Here is a 16,198-nt window from a genome sequence, read left to right on the forward strand (position 1 = left end):
GGCGAAACGACCGCCACCGCCGGTCTCCCCCGCTCGGTGCGCGATAGAGTTGGCCGAGTCCGACGACCTGCAAGGAGCACCCGTGGAAATCCGCATCGGCATCATCAACACCGGCCGCGAGCTGAGCTTCGACACCGCTGCCACGGCGGACGAGGTCCGCACCCAGGTCTCCGCCGCGCTCGAGCAGAGCGCCTCGCACCTGAGCTTCGCCGACGTGAAGGGCAACTCCTACATCGTGCCGACCGCGAACCTCGCCTACATCGAGCTGGGCACCGAGGAGTCGCGCCGCGTGGGCTTCGTCGCCTGACCCGCGCATGTACATCCTCCTCGCCCTCGTCGGCGCCTGCGTGCTCGGCATCGCCGCGCACTTCCTGATCGGCGGTCGCGAACGGCGCGGCGTCGCACTCGCCCCGGCGATCGCGACGGCTGTCTCGGCGATCGTCTACACGGCTCTGCAGTGGGCCGGCGTGGGCGAGGAGAGCGTCTGGCTGTGGCTGGCGAGCACCCTCGGAGCCGCCGCGGTCGCGGCGCTCGCCACCGCGGCTCTCACCGCAGCGCGTCGACGCGGCGACGAGCAGCGGAGAGCCGCGCTCGGGATCTGAGCTAGGACGCGAGGCCCATCGCGTCCATGCGCCGGGCGTGCGCCCCCATCAGCTCGGTGTACACCGGCTCGATGCGAGCTTCCTCCACGGCGAGGAGTTCGGGACGCAGAGCCGCGCGACAGACGAGGATCGTGTCGCCCACGAGACGCCGCGCCCACATGGACAGCAGCGAGCGCCACTCCTCGTCGCTCTCGATCGTCTCCTGGATGATTGCGACGATCTCGTGGCGCGCGTCGTCCTCGCGCAGGATCTCCGCGACCCGCCGCCCCGTCTCGCCGTAGCTCGAAGCGAGCGCGAGATAGAAGTCGTCGAGCATGCCGGCCGTGATGTAGACCGCGAGCAGGGTCTCGCGCGGGCGCGCCCCGATGGTCTTGCGCCGGAACGCGTCCAGATGCTCGCGGAACGGGAGCATGAGCTGCGTCGGGTCCTGACCGCGCGCCGCGATGATGTCGACGATGCCGCGGTGCTTGGTGAGCACCGCGCCGGCGGCGCGGGACAGCGACTCCTTCTCGGCCAGCTCGGGAGTCGCGCGGATGAGCCGCGTCAGCGTCTCGAAGTAGCCGAGCTGGAGGTAGGCCGCCTGGCCGAGGAACCGGTCGAGCTCCGGCGCCAGCTCCGCGAAGTCGACACGCGTCGCATCGCTCTGCTCGCCGCGGCTGCGCAGCGCCAGGGTGCGTCGCGGCGCGGCGTCGCGCTGCCAGAACCACTTAACCACGAGGTGTTCCTCCCGAGTCGGCCACGTCGTTCACAATACTCGGCAGAAGACGTCCTCCCTGCCCGGAGCCGCCCCTCCGGTAGGCTGGGCGTGTCCCCGCCGTCGGAGCGGGGCCCCGCGCCTGTGGCACACGAGACGGCGTGGCTCCGTTTACGAGGCGATCGCGCATGGTCGCCGGACAGGCATCTGAACAACAGTGACAACTTTCGCCGAACTCGGCATCGATCAGGACATCGTCGACGCACTGGCCGCGAAGGGCATCGTCGATGCCTTCCCGATCCAGGAGCAGACCATCCCCCTCGGGCTCCCGGGGCAGGACATCATCGGACAGGCGAAGACCGGTACCGGCAAGACCTTCGGCTTCGGCATCCCGGTCGTGCAGCGCCTCGGGAAGGATCCGGAGCACGGGGTCAAGGCCCTCATCGTCGTCCCGACCCGCGAGCTCGCGGTGCAGGTCTACGAGGACATCGATCTGCTCACGAGCAACCGCTCCACCAGCGTCGTCGCCATCTACGGCGGCAAGGCGTACGAAGGGCAGATCGACCAGCTCAAGGCCGGAGCGCAGATCGTCGTCGGCACGCCGGGGCGTCTCATCGACCTCGCCGGCCAGCGCCTCCTCGACCTCTCGAACGCGACCGAGGTCGTGCTCGACGAGGCCGACAAGATGCTCGACCTCGGCTTCCTCGCCGACATCGAGAAGATCTTCCAGAAGGTCCCCGCGGTGCGGCACACGCAGCTGTTCTCCGCGACCATGCCCGGTCCGATCGTCGCGCTGGCACGGCGGTTCATGACCAACCCGATCCACATCCGCGCCAACGACCCGGACGAGGGCCTGACGCAGGCGAACATCAAGCACCTCGTCTACCGCGCCCACTCGCTGGACAAGGACGAGGTCATCGCTCGCATCCTGCAGGCCGAGGGCCGGGGGAAGACGGTCATCTTCACGCGCACGAAGCGCGCGGCGCAGCGTCTGGTGGACGAGCTGAGCGACCGCGGCTTCAACGTGGGCGGCGTCCACGGCGACATGGGACAGGACCAGCGTGAGCGCTCCATGGCCGCGTTCAAGGCCGGCAAGAAGGACGTCCTCGTGGCGACGGACGTGGCGGCCCGCGGTATCGACGTCGACGACGTCACCCACGTCATCAACCACACCATCCCCGACGAGGAGAAGACCTACCTCCACCGCGCGGGACGCACGGGCCGCGCGGGCAAGACCGGGATCGCGGTGACGTTCGTGGACTGGGAGGACCTGCACAAGTGGGCCCTCATCAACCGCGCGCTCGAGTTCGGTCAGCCCGAACCGGTCGAGACCTACTCGTCGAGCCCGCACCTGTACACCGACCTCGACATCCCCGAGGGGACGAAGGGGCGGCTCGTGAGCGCGCCGAAGAAGGAAGCGGTCAAGACGGAGCGCACCCGTCGTCCGGAGCGCGCCGCGGACGCCGCCGAAGAGGGCACCGGAGAGGGCGGCACGCGCCGCCGTCGCCGCCGCCGCACCGGCTCGTCGTCTGTCGGCTCCACGTTCGCGGAGGGCACGCCCGAAGGGTCGTCCGGCGAGGGTTCCGCCGCGCAGACCGCCGACCGCGGCGCCGAGGGTGCCGGCACCCACGACGGCGCCGGCAAGGAGCACCACGACGGCAAGCCCGCCCCCGCCCGCCGTCGCCGCCGTCGTCGCGGCGGCTCCGGCACCGGGGCGGCACCCGTCACCGGCGCCTGATCCGCGTCATCGTCGTCCGAGGGGCGCCCGCACGGTCTGCCGTGGGGCGCCCTTCGTCGTGCAGGAGGTCGGCCGGAACCTGCGGCGGGTAGACCCAGGCGACGAGCACCACCGAGATGATCATCAGCAGGAACCAGGAGCTGAGCTTGCTCAGGGACACGGGCTGCCACCCCGCCGCCTGGTCGGGATACGCCCACGCGCCTGCCCACGTGCCGATGTTCTCGGCCAGGTAGATGAACACCGCCACCCCGGCGAAGACCGCGAGGAGCGGCAGCCGGATGGTGCGGCGCCATACGCGGGCGTGCATGACGGTGGGCAGCCACAGCACCACCACCCCGGCGAGGAGCAGCCACCTGGCATCCCACCACCAGTGGTGGGTGAAGAAGTTAACGTAGATGGCGGCGGCCAGGACGGCCGTCAACCACCGGCGCGGGTAGCGGATGAACCCAAGGTCGAACAGCCGGTACACGCGCACCATGTAGGAGCCGACAGCCGCGTACATGAACCCGCTGAACAGCGGGACTCCCCCGATGCGGAGGATGCCGTCCGCGGCGTACGCCCAGGAACCGACGTCGGTCTTGAACAGCTCCATCGCCGTGCCGGTGATGTGGAAGAGCACGATCACCCAAAGCTCCCGCCCGCTCTCGAGGCGGAACACGAGCATGGCCACCTGGATGAGCACGGCCGCGATCGTCAGCGCGTCGTTGCGGGCGAGCGCGGCGTCGTCGGGGTACCAGAGGCGGGCGGCGACGATCACCACCAGCAGCGCCGCACCGAACACGCAGGCCCAGGCCTGCTTCAGCACGAAGACGAGGAACTCGGCCAGCCCGGCGCGGAAGCCCGATGTCGGCACCGCACGGAGGAGTCGGCGAGCGATCGCGTCGACGCGGCGCTCTAGGGAGGTGGCACGTTGCATGCCTCGGACCGTATCGGTCCGCCTCGACAGAATGCCGGGAGACCGCCGACAGTCCGCCGGGGTCAGGGACGCCGCGGGCCGGAGCCGGAGGCGCGATCGATGATCCGGGCGACCATGTCCGCCGCGGTGGTGTTCTCCCCCGGCACGTTCGGTTTTCCGGTGCCGTGGTAATCGCTGGACCCGGTGACGATGAGGTCGTGCCGGGCTGCCAGTTCGCGCAGCAGCCGCTTGCCGGCGGCGGTGTTCTCCCGGTGGTCCACCTCGAATCCGGCCAGCCCCGCGTCGATCAGACGCTCGATGTACGGCACCGGCATCATCCGATCACGGCCCGCCGTCACAGGGTGCGCGATGATCGCCACGCCGCCCGCCTCGGTGAGAAGCCTCACGGCGGTCAGCGGCTCCGGGGCGTAGTGCGGCTCGTAGTAGCCCTCCCGCGGGTGGAGGATGCCGTCGAAGGCCTCGCCGCGGTCGCGTACGATGCCGCGCGCCACCAGCGCGTCCGCGATGTGGGGCCGGCCGACCGTCGCGTCGAGCGTCGTCTGGGCGAGGACGTCATCCCAGTGCAGGTCGTAATCGCGGCCGATGTTGCGGACGATGCGCTCCGCTCGTCCGATCCGGTCGTTCCGGATCCGGTCGGTCTCCGCCCGCAGCGCCGCATCCTCCGGATCGAAGAGATAGCCGAGCACGTGCACGCTGCGCCACTCGTGTTTGGCTGACAGCTCCATCCCGGGGAGGAAGGTCATGCCGAGCGCGACGGCGGCATCGCCGGCCTCCGTCCAGCCCGTGGTGCGGTCGTGGTCCGTGAGCGCGGCGGTCCGTACGCCGTGCCGATGCGCCTGCCTCATGACCTCGGCAGGCGACTCGGTGCCGTCGGAGTGGTTGGAGTGCAGGTGCAGGTCGGCAGGACCGGCGGGTGGAACGGGCATCCTCCGAGCGTACCGAGCGTCGACGCGCGTGGCGCGGAAACCGGACCCGGATCGCGTGGACGGACCGGCGATGCGAGGCAGGGACTTCACAGGCGGCGCTTCTAGGCTGGAGGGGATGTTTCGTCTCCTGGGGATCCTGCTCACCGTGCTCTTCGCGATCGCGTCGGCGATCGTGGTGTGGCCGCAGTTCTTCCACCTCGAGCAGACCTACCCGTTCGCTCAGCTCGTCGCCGCCCGCGGCCTCGTGCTCGGCGGGTTCCTGGTCATCGCGGTGCTGGCGCTGCTGCTCCTCCTCGCCCGACCGCTGCGCGGGTTCGCGGCCTCGGTCCTGATCGTCGCCCTCCTCGGTGCTGCGGCGACGGGTGCGATCGGAGCGACCCGCGGCTTCGGGGTGGCGGCCCTGCCTGAGCGGACGGACACGAGTCTGCGGGTGCTCACCTGGAACACGGCGGGTGAGGCCGTCTCCGCCGAGCAGATCGCCCAGGAGATCCTCGAGCAGGAGGCCGACGTGGTGGCGCTGCCGGAGACCACCGAAGAGGTCGGCGAGCGGATCGCGCTCATGCTGCGCGAGCAGGGCCATCCGATGTGGGTGCACCATGTGCAGTTCCGCCCGGACGTGGAGGACGGCCCGCAGTCGTGGCAGACCACGGTCCTGGTGGCTCCCGAGCTCGGCGAGTACTCCGTGATCGAGTCCTCCAAGGACGGAAGCAACAACACCGGATCCGTGCCGAGCGCCGTGCTCATGCCGATCGACGGGGACGGCCCCACGATCGTCGCCGTGCACGCCGTCGCGCCGCGCATGGAGGAGATGCAGCAATGGCAGAGCGATCTGCAGTGGATCGCCGACCAGTGCCCTGCGGGTGACTTCATCCTCGCCGGAGACTTCAACGCCACCGTGGATCACATGGCCTCCCTCGGCGTCGATGGCGGCGACATCGGCTACTGCCGGGACGTCGCCTCCCGGACCGGCAACGGGATGTCCGGCACCTGGCCGAGCTCGTTCCCCGCCCTCGCCGGTGCCCCCATCGATCACGTGATGGCGTCCGCCAACTGGCGCCCCACCGGCTCTGCCGTCCTCGAGGATGCCGGCGGGAGCGACCACCGCGCCCTCATCGTGCAGCTCGAGCCGGCCGGCTGATCACGCTGCGCGGCCTCCAGGTGAGAGACTGGACGGATGAGCACCGGAGAAAACGACACGATCGCTGACGAGACCGTCGAAACCCCCGTCGAGAACAGCTCGACCAATCGCAAGCAGCCCTTCCCGCAGGGCTTCCTCGACACCATCTCCACCGGGTGGGCCGAGCGTCCGGAGACGCTGCCCGCGCCGCGCGCCCAGGCTCCGTACGCCCAGCGCCGCCGCGCTGCCGTCTCGGCCGCGTTCCCCGGCACGCGGCTCGTGATCCCCGCCGGTTCGCTCAAGCAGCGCAGCAACGACACCGACTACGTCTTCCGCGCGCACTCCGCCTTCGCGCACCTCACCGGCTGGGCGTCCGACGCCGAACCGGACTCGGTCCTCGTCTTCGAGCCGACCGACGACGGGCATGACGTCACGCTGTACTTCCGCGAGCGCGCCGACCGCACCACGACGGAGTTCTACGCCGACGCCACGGTCGGCGAATTCTGGATCGGGCCGCGTCCGTCGCTCGCCGGTGTCGCCGCCGACCTGCAGCTGGCCACGGCGCACCTGCACGAGTTCGCCCCGGTCGAGGGCGAGCTGGTCCTCGAGGAGGACGAGACCCTCACCCGTGTCGTCTCGGAGCTGCGCCTCATCAAGGACGACTTCGAGATCGCCGAGATGCGCCGAGCCGTGGAGATCACAGCGCAGGGCTTCGACGACATCATCCGCGAGCTCCCCGGCGCGGTGGCACATGCCCGTGGCGAGCGCGTCGTCGAGGGCGTCTTCCACCGCCGCGCCCGCGAGGACGGCAACGGCGAAGGCTATGACACGATCGCCGCGTCCGGACCGCACGCCTGCTACCTGCACTGGACGCGCAACGACGGCGCCGTCGTGCCAGGAGACCTCATCCTCGTCGATGCGGGTGTGGAGGCCGACAGCCTCTATACCGCCGACATCACCCGCACGCTCCCGGTGTCCGGGACGTTCACCGAGGTGCAGCGCCGGGTCTACGAGACGGTGCGCGAGGCCGCGGACGCGGCTCTCGCGGCGGCGAAGGTCGGCGTCCGCTTCCGCGACGTGCACGCGGCGGCCATGGCCGTGATCGCTGAGCGCACCGCGGAGTGGGGCCTCCTCCCCGTCACCGCGGAGGAAGCCCTGGACGCGGACAAGGGCGGCCAGCACCGTCGCTACATGGTGCACGGCACGTCGCACCATCTCGGCATCGACGTGCACGACTGCGCGCAGGCCCGCCGCGAGATGTACTACGACGGCATCCTCACGCCCGGCATGGTCTTCACGATCGAGCCGGGACTGTACTTCCAGATCGACGACCTCACGGTTCCCGCCGAGCTGCGCGGGATCGGCGTCCGGATCGAGGACGACATCCTGATGACCGAGGACGGCCCGGTCAATCTCTCCGCGGCCATCCCCCGCACGGCCGACGAGGTCGAGGCGTGGATGGCGCGTCTGCAGGGCTGACGACGGGCGGGAGCGGGGCGGCGGCCCCGCTCAGTCCCGCTGCCCGGTGACGAAGGCGTCGACCACCGGTGCGAGGTCCGCAGCGACCTCCGCCGGCGGACGCCTCCGCCCCTTCACCTCGAAGGAGTGCCCGCCGCCCTCGACCCAGTGCACCCGCGCGTTCTGACAGCCGGCGACGGCCTCGTCGAGTTGGGCGATCGGCTGGATGAACGGGTCCGCGGTGCCCTCCACGAAGAGCTGCGGGACGGTGATCGATGGCAGGTGGGCGATGCGGGGCTTCTCCGGGCGGCCCGGCGGATGCAGCGGATAGCCGAGGTAGACGAGGCCGTCCACGGCAAGGCCCTCGGCGACGGCCATGGACGCCATGCGGCCGCCGTAGGACTTCCCGGTGGCCCACACGGCGGATCGTGGCGCCCGCGCGCGGGCCTCGGCGACCGCGGCCTCCCAGGTCGCGACCGCGTGGGCGGCAGGACCGGGCATGCGACGCCCCTGCTCGATGTACGGGAAGTTGAAGCGCAGAGTCGAGTACCCGAGCGCCGCGAGGGCGCGGTCGAACCCGACGAGGAACGGGTGGTCCTTCGCGGCCCCCGCCCCGTGCGCGATCAGGACGACGTCATCACGGGTACCCGGCGTCCACTCGGCGGACACCGTGATCGCCCCGGCGGGCAGAGCGACCTCGATGCGCAGGGCGGTGGCCCCCGTGGTCACCGCACGGACCCGGGGGTGCCCGTCTCCGGGTCGGCCGGCCGCGGCGGAAGACCCGGCTCGGGAGCCGGTGCAGGCTCGGGAGCCGGTGCCGGCTCCGGCGACGGCGCCGGAGCGGGGGCAGGCTCGGGAGCGGGAGCCGGTGCCGGGTCGGGAGCGGACTCCGGAACAGGCTCAGGAGCGGGAGCCGGAGCGCCCTGCGGAATCCGCTCGCCGTACTTCGGCGGCTCGTCCAGGTTCACCGGAGGACGCACGGGGGCGACCCGCTGCGCGCCGAGGACCTGCCGCGCCTTCGCCAGCGAGCCGGGCTGCACGGTCACCTCGTAGTGATCCGCGGCGAACTGCGTCACGCTCGCGAAGTCCCGGCGGCGGCGCACGATGGCGTAGGTGATGAGGCTGAGCAGCATGCCCACCGCGACGCCGATGAGGACGAAGCCGACGAACAGCTGGATCGGCACCTCGGGGTTGCCCAGGACGAGGATCGCCGACAGGAAGAGTCCGATGAGCACCCCGTTGATCGCTCCCGAGCGCGCGGCGGCGGCGTAGCCGAGTCGTCCGGTCACCCGCTCGACCGTCCGCACGCTCTGCCCGACGATCGCGATGTCGCGCGCGGGGACCTCTCCGGCGATCAGCTTCGACACCGCCTTCTGCGCGCTCTCGTAGTCGCGCATGGAGGCGACGATCTCACCGGTGTCCGTGCCGCTCGCGGGGCGATTCAGCATGCTCATCCGGCTATTCTTCCACGTCGTGCCCCGCGGCCGGCCGAGCGACCGCCGCAGCCGCCGCCCCGGCACGCCGCGGGCTACGCTGGTCGAGTGAGCACACAACGGGTTTTCGCCGCGCGCCTGGCAGGGTGCGCCGTCTTCGATCCCGTCGGCGACCGCCTCGGCAAGGTCCGGGATGTCGTCGTCGTGTATCGAAGTACCGCGGCCCCGCGTGTCATCGGGCTGGTCGTGGAGATCCCCGGCCGCCGGCACGTGTTCCTCTCGATCGGCCGGGTGACGTCCATCCGGTCCGGGCAGGTCATCACCACCGGCCTCATCAACGTCCGCCGCTTCTCCCCGCGTGCCGGCGAGGTGCGCGTCCTCGCCGAGATGCTGGGCCGACGGGTGAGCCTCACCGACGGCAGCGGCACGGCCGTGATCGAGGACGTGGCGATCGAACCCAACCGCCTCGGCGAGTGGGCGATCAGCCAGCTCTTCCTGCGTCGCCCGAAGACCGGCGCGTCGCCGTTCGCCAAGGGCCCGACGACGTTCGCCGCCTGGAGCGAGGTGACCGAGGAACAGGCGCCGGGCGAGTCCCAGTCCGCCGAGCAGCTCGTCGCCTCCTACTCCGAGCTGCACGCCGCCGACCTCGCCAACACGCTCCTCGACCTCCCGCAGCAACGGATGATCGAGGTGGCGGAGGAGCTCTCCGACGACCGCCTCGCCGACGCCCTCGAGGAGATGCCCGAGGACGAGCAGGTGCACATCCTCGACCGCCTCGGCGAGGAGCGCGCGGCCGACATCCTCGACCAGATGGAGCCGGACGACGCCGCCGACCTGCTGGCCCAGCTCCCACCCACCCAGCTGGAGGAGCTGCTCCAGCGGATGGAGCCGGAGAGGGCGGAGGATGTGCGGATGCTCCTGCGCTACGGCCCGGACACGGCGGGCGGTCTGATGACCCCGGAGCCGATCATCCTCTCCGCCGACGCCACGGTCGCCGAGGCGCTGGCGCTCATCCGCCGTCACGAGCTGCACCCGGCCCTCGCCGCGGCCGTGTTCGTCACGCTCCCGCCGTTCGAGACCCCCACCGGCCGCCTGCTCGGGCTCGTGCACTTCCAGCGGATGCTGCGCTACCCGCCGCACGAGCGTCTCGGCGCCATCCTCGACGACAGCCTCGAGCCGGTGCCGGTCACCGCCTCCGCGGCCGAGGTCGCCCGCATGCTCGCCAGCTACGACCTCGTCTCGCTGCCGGTCATCGACGCCGCGCACCGCCTCGTCGGCGCGATCAGCATCGACGACGTCCTCGACTACCTGCTGCCGGACGACTGGCGCACCCACGACAGCGACGACGTGGCGCCGCCCGTGACGGAGGCGCACTGATGGCGCGCAAGGAGCGGGCCGCCCGCCTCGACGCGCCAGGACGGACGAGCACCCGCCCCCGTTCCACCTCGCGCGACCGGTTCGGCCGCTTCACGGAGTGGGTCGCCCGCGCGATGGGAACTCCCGCATTCCTCGTCATCCTCAGTCTCTTCTGCATCCTCTGGATCGGCTGGAACACGCTGATGCCGCGCGAGGTCCGCTTCGACGACGCCGCGCTCGGCTTCACCGCGCTCACCCTCATGCTGTCGCTGCAGGCGTCGTACGCCGCGCCGCTCATCCTCCTCGCGCAGAACCGCCAGGACGACCGCGACCGCGTGCAGATCGAGCAGGACCGGCAGCGCGCCGAGCGGAACCTCGCGGACACCGAGTACCTGGCCCGCGAGATCGTCGCGCTGCGGATGTCGCTGGAGGAGCGCAACGCGCAGGTGGTCACCCGCGACGTGCTGCGGCAGGAGCTCCGTGCCCTGCTGGCAGAGCTGGGCGACACCGAGGAGAAGCCCGCGGGCGGCACCGCCTCATGACCGCGGCCGAGAACGTCAGAGCCGCAGTGGCGGCGGTGACCGATCCGGAGCTGCGGCGACCGATCGGCGACCTCGACATGGTGCGCGACATCTCGGTCGAGGACGGGGTGGCGCGTGTGGGCATCGTGCTGACGATCGTCGGATGCCCCGCCGCCGACCGCATCGAGCGCGACGTGCGCGGCGCCGCCGCCGCGGTCCCCGGCATCACGGACGTCGCGGTCGAGGTGGGCGTGATGACGCCTGCCGAGCGCAAGGCCCTCACCGAACGGCTCCGCGCCGGCCGCCCGGCGCGGCACATGCCGTTCGGGCCCGACTCGCTCACCCGCGTGATCCTCGTCTCCAGCGGGAAGGGCGGCGTCGGCAAGTCGACGGTCACCGCGAACCTCGCGGTCGCCCTCGCCGACCAGGGCCTCGCCGTCGGCCTGGTGGATGCGGACGTGCACGGCTTCTCGATCCCCGGACTGCTCGGGATCCCCTCCGGCACGCAGCCGACGCGCATCGACGACCTCATGCTGCCGCCGGTGGCCCACGGGGTGAAGACCATCTCGATCGGGATGTTCCTGCGCGACGGGGAGTCCGTGGTGGCCTGGCGCGGACCGATGCTGCACCGCACGGTCTCGCAGTTCCTCACCGACGTCTTCTTCGGCGACCTCGACGTCCTGCTCATCGACATGCCGCCCGGCACCGGTGACATCGCCATCTCGATCGGGCAGCTCCTCCCCCACGCCGAGGTGCTCGTGGTCACCACACCCCAGGCGGCGGCCTCCGACGTGGCCATCCGCAGCGGGCTCGTGGCACGCCAGACCGGGCAGCGCGTGATCGGCGTGGTCGAGAACATGGCCGCGTACACCCTCCCCGACGGCACCGTCGTCGATCTCTTCGGGGCCGGCGGCGGCGCATCTGTCGCGGAGGCCCTGTCCGTGCCCGACGCTGCGGTACCGCTGCTGGCCTCCATCCCGCTCAGCCCGGCCCTCCGCCAGGGCGGGGACGAGGGCGTTCCGGTCGTCACCTCCGCGCCGGACGATGCCGCCGCGGGGGCGATCCGCGCGCTGGCGGAGGCGCTCGCGCGTCGAGGGCGAGGCCTGGCCGGCCGAACGCTGCCCATGTCGATCGGGTGAGGGCGCGTGGGAGGATGGACGGATGCCGCATCGCTCCGTGACCGTGGATGAAGGGCTTCTGCGGAGGATGGCCAGAGACGCGGCCGTCTACGCGCTGACCAGGCCTGTCGCGATCGTGATGTGGGTCGCGCTGGCGGCGGGCCTCGTGCTCTCCGTCCTCACCCTCAACGACCGTCTCGCCACCGGAGAGGAGGTGAGCGCGCTCGTCGCCTGGATGCCCGCGGTGACCATCGCTCTGGGAGCGTATGCGGTGATCCTCACCACCTCGAGCGCCCGTCGGGCCGTGCGCGCCGCGATGCCGGTGGAGAGCGTGGTGTGGGTCGCGCTCGACGAGGATCGTCTGCAGCTGGGCAGCGATCGCCGCCGTTCCGAGATCCCCTACCGCACGTTCCAGAGCCTGCGCGTCGGCCGGGACGCGGTGATCTTCAAAGTCCGCGACGCCTCCGTCGCCACCGCCATTCCGCGTTCCCTCTTCAGCGACGAGGAGTTGGCGACGCTGCGGATGCGGATCTCGTGACCCGGGCGGGTCAGGTCGCCTCGGTGTCGAACGGCGGACGGTTCTCCGCGCTGAAGGTCGGCGGCGCGGTGCGCGGGGCCACCGGCTCCGCGATCGTCGCCGTGGCCTGCGCGGGGGTCGCGGGCTCCGGCTCCTCCAGGAGCGCGTCGCGGATGATGCGCCGAGGGTCGTACTGCCGCGGGTCGAGCTTGCGCCAGTCCACGTCATCGAGCTCCGGACCCATCTCCTCGCGCACGCGGGACTTCGTGTCGCGGAGGTATTCACCGGCCTTGCGCACGATGCGCGCAAAGCCCTCCGCGGCACGCGGCAGACGCTCGGGGCCGATGATCAGCACGGCGATCAGGCCGATGAGCAGCAGCTTCTCGAAGGTGAGGCCGAACGTCATGTGACCAGGCTACCGCCGCGCCTGCAGGCTCTGCGCGCGGTGAGCGAATACCCTGGACACATCAGCCATGCACGCAGGAGAGGCAGGTCATGAGCGAGCACGACGCCAACGCGCGCTTCCTTCGGGAGTCCATCGTCGAGCCGGAGACCATCGCCCGCGCTCGCGCCCACGCCGTCGAGCTGGGGGCCGCCCCGATCAGCGCGGTCGTCGGCTCGCAGATCGCCGTGCTCGCCGCCGCAGGCACCGCCCGCTCCATCGTCGAGATCGGCACCGGCGCCGGCGTCTCCGGACTCTGGCTGCTGCGCGGCGCGCCGACCGCGGTGCTGACCTCGATCGACAACGAGCCCGAGCACCTCGCCGCCGCCCGCCAGGCGTTCGCGGACGCGAAGGTGCCCGCCACTCGTGCCCGGTTCATCGCCGGTCGCGCGATCGACGTGCTCCCCCGGATGAACGAGGCGTCCTACGACATCGTCCTCGTGGACGCCGACCCCGAGAACGTCATCGAGTACGTCTCGCACGGCCTCCGCCTCGCCCGCACGGGCGGCCTGGTGCTCGTGCCCCGCATCCTCGCCGGCGGCCGCGTGGCCGACCCCGTCCAGCGCGACGACATCACATCCGCCTACCGGTCGCTCGTGCAGGAGACCCAGGAGTCGTCGGCGGTGCTGGCGACCGTCTCCCCCGCGGGCGAGGGTCTGCTGCAGCTGATCCGCCTCGACGACCGCGCCTGATCGGACGCTGCTCACGCGAAGAGGGCGAGGGATCCGCGGATCCATCGCCCTCTCGGTTCCGCCGCAGCGGACCAGATTCGATCAGGCCGGGGCCACGACGGCACCGAGCACGTCGTGAAGCTCCTTGGCCTCGGCGTCGTTCACGGAGACGACCAGGCGGCCTCCTCCTTCGAGCGGAACACGCACGATGATGAGTCGTCCCTCTTTCACGGCCTCCATGGGTCCGTCTCCGGTCCTCGGCTTCATCGCTGCCATCGTGGCTCCCTTTCCTCCGGTGGTATGGGACGAGTTTATCGGGTGCGGCCGCGCCGTGGACGTCACCGGACACAATCCGCGTCGCCGCGTCGTCAGGGCACCTGCCAGAACGTACTGCCGAGGGCATACACGTGATAGATCCAGACCCACTGACCCAGCAGGCACAGCGCGAGCACGCCCAGCCGCCAGGCACGGGAGCGCGGGATCGCGACCGCTCCCCACGCCGGGCTGAGCGGCAGCAAGAGGCGGAAGGTGCTCGACTGGGGGAAGAACACCGCGAGTAGATAGAGCAGGTAGCTCGCGCTCCAGAGACGCAGATCCGGGCCGAGCGCGCGCACCTGCGGGGACAGCAGCAGCGCGGCGGCCGCGGCGAGCACGAGGACGACGAGGGCGACGGGTCCCCATCCCGGCGGCAGACCCCACAGCTCGAACCAGAAGTGCGACGCCTGCACCCATCCCTCGAAGGGCACGAAGCCCTCGACGCCGCCGACGATCCAGTGCCGTCGCCACGCGAGCTCCGTGGCGAGGTAGGCGCCGGGGTCTCCGGTCACGACGCCCGCGATCAGCTGCCAGGCGAATCCGGTGGCCGTCGCCAGCGCGCCGAGTGCCACGATGTGCACCACTTCCCTGGCGCCCAGCGGATCGGTGCGGCGGCGCCTCCAGCGAAGGATCCCGTGCAGGCCGAGGTACAGCGCGAAGGCGAGCACGCCGGGACGGGTGAACCCCAGAACGGGGATCAGCACGTACAGCCAGGCGTAGTTCCGCCGGATCGTCGCGTCCAGGGCGAGGAACAGGAGCAGCAGGAAGAGCGTCTCGGCGTATCCGACCTGGAACAGGGCGGCGAGCGGACCGGATGCGAAGAAGACGACGGCCCACAACGCGGCCGCGTTCCCGACGCGGTCGCGGAGCAGCCGATGCAGGGCGAGACAGGCCAGGTAGCCGGCTCCGAGCGAGAGCACGAGGGCGCCGGCCGCCCAGGAACCGAGCACGAAGCCCAACGCCTTCGCGGCGTACGCGAACACCGGCATGAACGCCCAGGCGTTCTCGGCCACCTGCCCGTCGTCGGTCAGCGGGAGGTCCGAGGGATAGCCGTGCACGGCCACCTGCCAGTACCACTGCGCATCCCATCCGAGGACGAAGTCGATGAGTCCCGCGTCGTCGCCGAAGCGGGAGAACACCGTGGACACGGAGGCTGCGGCGATGAGGAATCCGGTCGTCACGACCCGTGCGAGGACGTAGACGATGCCGATGCGCAGGGCGAGCGGCATCCGCGCCCAGCGCCGCGTGAGCGTCAGTGCGACGTGAGCCATGCGCGCAGACCCCGCTCGACGGCGTCGATCTGGGCGAGCGGCACGCGCTCCTCGTCGTGATGGGCGAGATGCGGGTCGCCGGGCCCGTAGTTCACGGCCGGGATGCCGAGGGCCGAGAAGCGGGCCACGTCGGTCCACCCGTACTTCGGCTGCGGCTCCGCGCCGACGGCCGCGACGAAGCGGCGCGCGATGTCGGCGTCCAGACCGGGGCGCGCGCCCTCGGCGGCATCCGTGATCTCGACGTCGAATCCGGCGAGGACCGCCCGGACGTGGGCCTCGGCGTCGGCCGCGGACTTGTTCGGCGCGAAGCGGTAGTTGACCTCGACCTCGCAGGCGTCCGGGATGACGTTGCCCGCGACCCCTCCTGCGATGCGGACCGCGCTGAGCCCCTCCCGGTAGAGCAGACCCTCGACCATCACCTCGCGCGCCCGATACTCGGACAGTCGCGTGAGGATGGGGGCCGCGCGATGGATCGCGTTCTCGCCGATCCAGGCCCTGGCACTGTGCGCGCGGACGCCCGTGGTCCGCACGATCGCCCGCAGCGTGCCGTTGCACCCACCCTCGACCTGTCCGTTCGACGGCTCCCCGAGGATGGCGAAGTCGGCCTGGAACAGGTCGGGCCGTGCCGCGGCGAGAAGCCCGAGGCCGTTCAGGGAGGCCGCGACCTCCTCGTTGTCGTACCACATCCAGGTCACGTCGATCGCGGGGTCGGTGAGCTCGGCGGCGAGCTTGAGCTGCACCGCGACCCCGGCCTTCATGTCGACGGTGCCCCTTCCCCACAGATGCGGCACGCCGTCGATCTCGACGTCGCGCGTGGGCAGGTTGTCGTTGAGGGGCACGGTGTCGATGTGCCCGGCGATCGCCACGCGCTGCGCTCGGCCGAGATCCGTGCGGGCGACCACCGTGTTGCCGTGGCGGATGACCTCCAGGTGCGGCAGACCGGACACGGCCTCCTCGATCAGGTCGGCCAGGGTCTTCTCATCGCCGGAGACGCTCGGGACGTCGCAGATCGCGCGGGTGATGTCGGCGGAGGACGCGGTCAGATCGAGCACCATGCCCCCAGCCTACTGATGCCCGTCATGCGGGACGGGACACCGTCGTCG

19 protein-coding genes are annotated in these 16,198 nt (G+C 71.3%); 10 read left to right on the forward strand and 9 right to left on the reverse strand.

All coding sequences use genetic code 11. The features are described from left to right. Positions 1-82 precede the first annotated feature (82 nt). Together AB0P08_RS00075 and AB0P08_RS00080 are read left to right on the forward strand one after the other, a co-directional pair. Positions 83-307 (forward strand): DUF3107 domain-containing protein, encoded by a 225-nt coding sequence (locus AB0P08_RS00075; RefSeq protein ID WP_025102974.1) that lies wholly within the window; start codon positions 83-85, stop codon positions 305-307. Positions 308-314: 7 nt separating this feature from the next. Further along, positions 315-602: a hypothetical protein gene (locus AB0P08_RS00080; RefSeq protein ID WP_363587347.1), complete on the forward strand. Its 288-nt coding sequence runs from the start codon at positions 315-317 to the stop codon at positions 600-602. Between the two features lies 1 nt (position 603). Here the strand turns inward: AB0P08_RS00080 and AB0P08_RS00085 are convergent, their stop codons facing one another. Beyond that, positions 604-1,317 (reverse strand): ferritin-like fold-containing protein, encoded by a 714-nt coding sequence (locus AB0P08_RS00085; protein WP_363587349.1) that lies wholly within the window; start codon positions 1,315-1,317, stop codon positions 604-606. A gap of 196 nt (positions 1,318-1,513) precedes the next feature. Between AB0P08_RS00085 and AB0P08_RS00090 the strand changes: the two genes are divergently transcribed. Beyond that, complete coding sequence (locus AB0P08_RS00090) at positions 1,514-3,034, forward strand: DEAD/DEAH box helicase (RefSeq protein ID WP_259953118.1); 1,521 nt, start codon at positions 1,514-1,516, stop codon at positions 3,032-3,034. Here the strand turns inward: AB0P08_RS00090 and AB0P08_RS00095 are convergent. Both AB0P08_RS00095 and AB0P08_RS00100 read right to left on the reverse strand, forming a co-directional pair. Beyond that, positions 3,021-3,950 (reverse strand): DUF817 domain-containing protein, encoded by a 930-nt coding sequence (locus tag AB0P08_RS00095; protein ID WP_363587351.1) that lies wholly within the window; start codon positions 3,948-3,950, stop codon positions 3,021-3,023. The two genes, AB0P08_RS00090 and AB0P08_RS00095, sit on opposite strands and share 14 nt — an antisense overlap. 62 nt (positions 3,951-4,012) lie before the next feature. Further along, positions 4,013-4,876 (reverse strand): PHP domain-containing protein, encoded by an 864-nt coding sequence (locus tag AB0P08_RS00100; protein WP_363587353.1) that lies wholly within the window; start codon positions 4,874-4,876, stop codon positions 4,013-4,015. A gap of 115 nt (positions 4,877-4,991) precedes the next feature. Here AB0P08_RS00100 and AB0P08_RS00105 point away from each other — a divergent pair, with 115 nt between their 5' ends. Then, complete coding sequence (locus tag AB0P08_RS00105; RefSeq protein WP_259953114.1) at positions 4,992-6,014, forward strand: endonuclease/exonuclease/phosphatase family protein; 1,023 nt, start codon at positions 4,992-4,994, stop codon at positions 6,012-6,014. Between the two features lie 36 nt (positions 6,015-6,050). Next, complete coding sequence (locus tag AB0P08_RS00110; protein ID WP_363587355.1) at positions 6,051-7,472, forward strand: aminopeptidase P family protein; 1,422 nt, start codon at positions 6,051-6,053, stop codon at positions 7,470-7,472. Positions 7,473-7,502: 30 nt separating this feature from the next. On the opposite strand, the gene AB0P08_RS00115 is transcribed toward AB0P08_RS00110, so the two are convergent. Further along, positions 7,503-8,180: an alpha/beta hydrolase family protein gene (locus tag AB0P08_RS00115; protein ID WP_363587357.1), complete on the reverse strand. Its 678-nt coding sequence runs from the start codon at positions 8,178-8,180 to the stop codon at positions 7,503-7,505. Beyond that, positions 8,177-8,905 (reverse strand): YflT domain-containing protein, encoded by a 729-nt coding sequence (locus tag AB0P08_RS00120; RefSeq protein ID WP_363587359.1) that lies wholly within the window; start codon positions 8,903-8,905, stop codon positions 8,177-8,179. Before AB0P08_RS00120 ends, AB0P08_RS00115 begins: the two co-directional genes overlap by 4 nt. Positions 8,906-8,992: 87 nt before the next feature. Here AB0P08_RS00120 and AB0P08_RS00125 point away from each other — a divergent pair, with 87 nt between their 5' ends. The 4 genes from AB0P08_RS00125 to AB0P08_RS00140 are packed head-to-tail and all read left to right on the forward strand — an operon-like array spanning position 8,993 to position 12,417. After that, the gene (locus AB0P08_RS00125; protein ID WP_259953103.1) at positions 8,993-10,261 is read left to right on the forward strand and encodes a magnesium transporter MgtE N-terminal domain-containing protein; all 1,269 of its coding nucleotides are present in this window, start codon (positions 8,993-8,995) and stop codon (positions 10,259-10,261) included. Beyond that, positions 10,261-10,782: a DUF1003 domain-containing protein gene (locus AB0P08_RS00130; protein WP_363587361.1), complete on the forward strand. Its 522-nt coding sequence runs from the start codon at positions 10,261-10,263 to the stop codon at positions 10,780-10,782. The genes AB0P08_RS00125 and AB0P08_RS00130 overlap by 1 nt, the downstream gene beginning before the upstream one ends. After that, the gene (locus AB0P08_RS00135) at positions 10,779-11,900 is read left to right on the forward strand and encodes an Mrp/NBP35 family ATP-binding protein (protein WP_315638447.1); all 1,122 of its coding nucleotides are present in this window, start codon (positions 10,779-10,781) and stop codon (positions 11,898-11,900) included. The genes AB0P08_RS00130 and AB0P08_RS00135 overlap by 4 nt, the downstream gene beginning before the upstream one ends. A gap of 22 nt (positions 11,901-11,922) precedes the next feature. Beyond that, on the forward strand, positions 11,923-12,417 hold the full coding sequence (locus tag AB0P08_RS00140) for a YcxB family protein (RefSeq protein WP_363587363.1): 495 nt from the start codon (positions 11,923-11,925) through the stop codon (positions 12,415-12,417). Between the two features lie 10 nt (positions 12,418-12,427). Here AB0P08_RS00140 and AB0P08_RS00145 read toward each other — a convergent pair whose 3' ends face one another. Then, entirely contained in the window at positions 12,428-12,802 is a 375-nt protein-coding gene (locus AB0P08_RS00145; protein WP_268777749.1) for a twin-arginine translocase TatA/TatE family subunit, read from the reverse strand. A gap of 89 nt (positions 12,803-12,891) precedes the next feature. Between AB0P08_RS00145 and AB0P08_RS00150 the strand changes: the two genes are divergently transcribed. Then, positions 12,892-13,530: an O-methyltransferase gene (locus tag AB0P08_RS00150; RefSeq protein WP_187663656.1), complete on the forward strand. Its 639-nt coding sequence runs from the start codon at positions 12,892-12,894 to the stop codon at positions 13,528-13,530. An 81-nt stretch (positions 13,531-13,611) separates the two neighbouring features. Here AB0P08_RS00150 and AB0P08_RS00155 read toward each other — a convergent pair whose 3' ends face one another. The 3 genes from AB0P08_RS00155 to dapE all read right to left on the reverse strand — a co-directional run bounded on the left by AB0P08_RS00155 (position 13,612) and on the right by dapE (position 16,150). After that, complete coding sequence (locus AB0P08_RS00155; protein ID WP_071328210.1) at positions 13,612-13,785, reverse strand: DUF3117 domain-containing protein; 174 nt, start codon at positions 13,783-13,785, stop codon at positions 13,612-13,614. A gap of 92 nt (positions 13,786-13,877) precedes the next feature. Further along, complete coding sequence (locus AB0P08_RS00160) at positions 13,878-15,095, reverse strand: hypothetical protein (RefSeq protein WP_363587365.1); 1,218 nt, start codon at positions 15,093-15,095, stop codon at positions 13,878-13,880. Continuing rightward, a complete protein-coding gene (gene dapE / locus AB0P08_RS00165; protein WP_187663654.1) occupies positions 15,077-16,150 on the reverse strand; it encodes a succinyl-diaminopimelate desuccinylase in 1,074 nt (357 codons plus the stop codon). Before dapE ends, AB0P08_RS00160 begins: the two co-directional genes overlap by 19 nt. Between the last annotated feature and the right edge of the window lie 48 nt (positions 16,151-16,198).

Origin of the sequence: Microbacterium meiriae, from assembly GCF_040686935.1 — a bacterium.
In the GTDB taxonomy this organism is placed as follows: Bacteria; Actinomycetota; Actinomycetes; order Actinomycetales; family Microbacteriaceae; genus Microbacterium; species Microbacterium meiriae.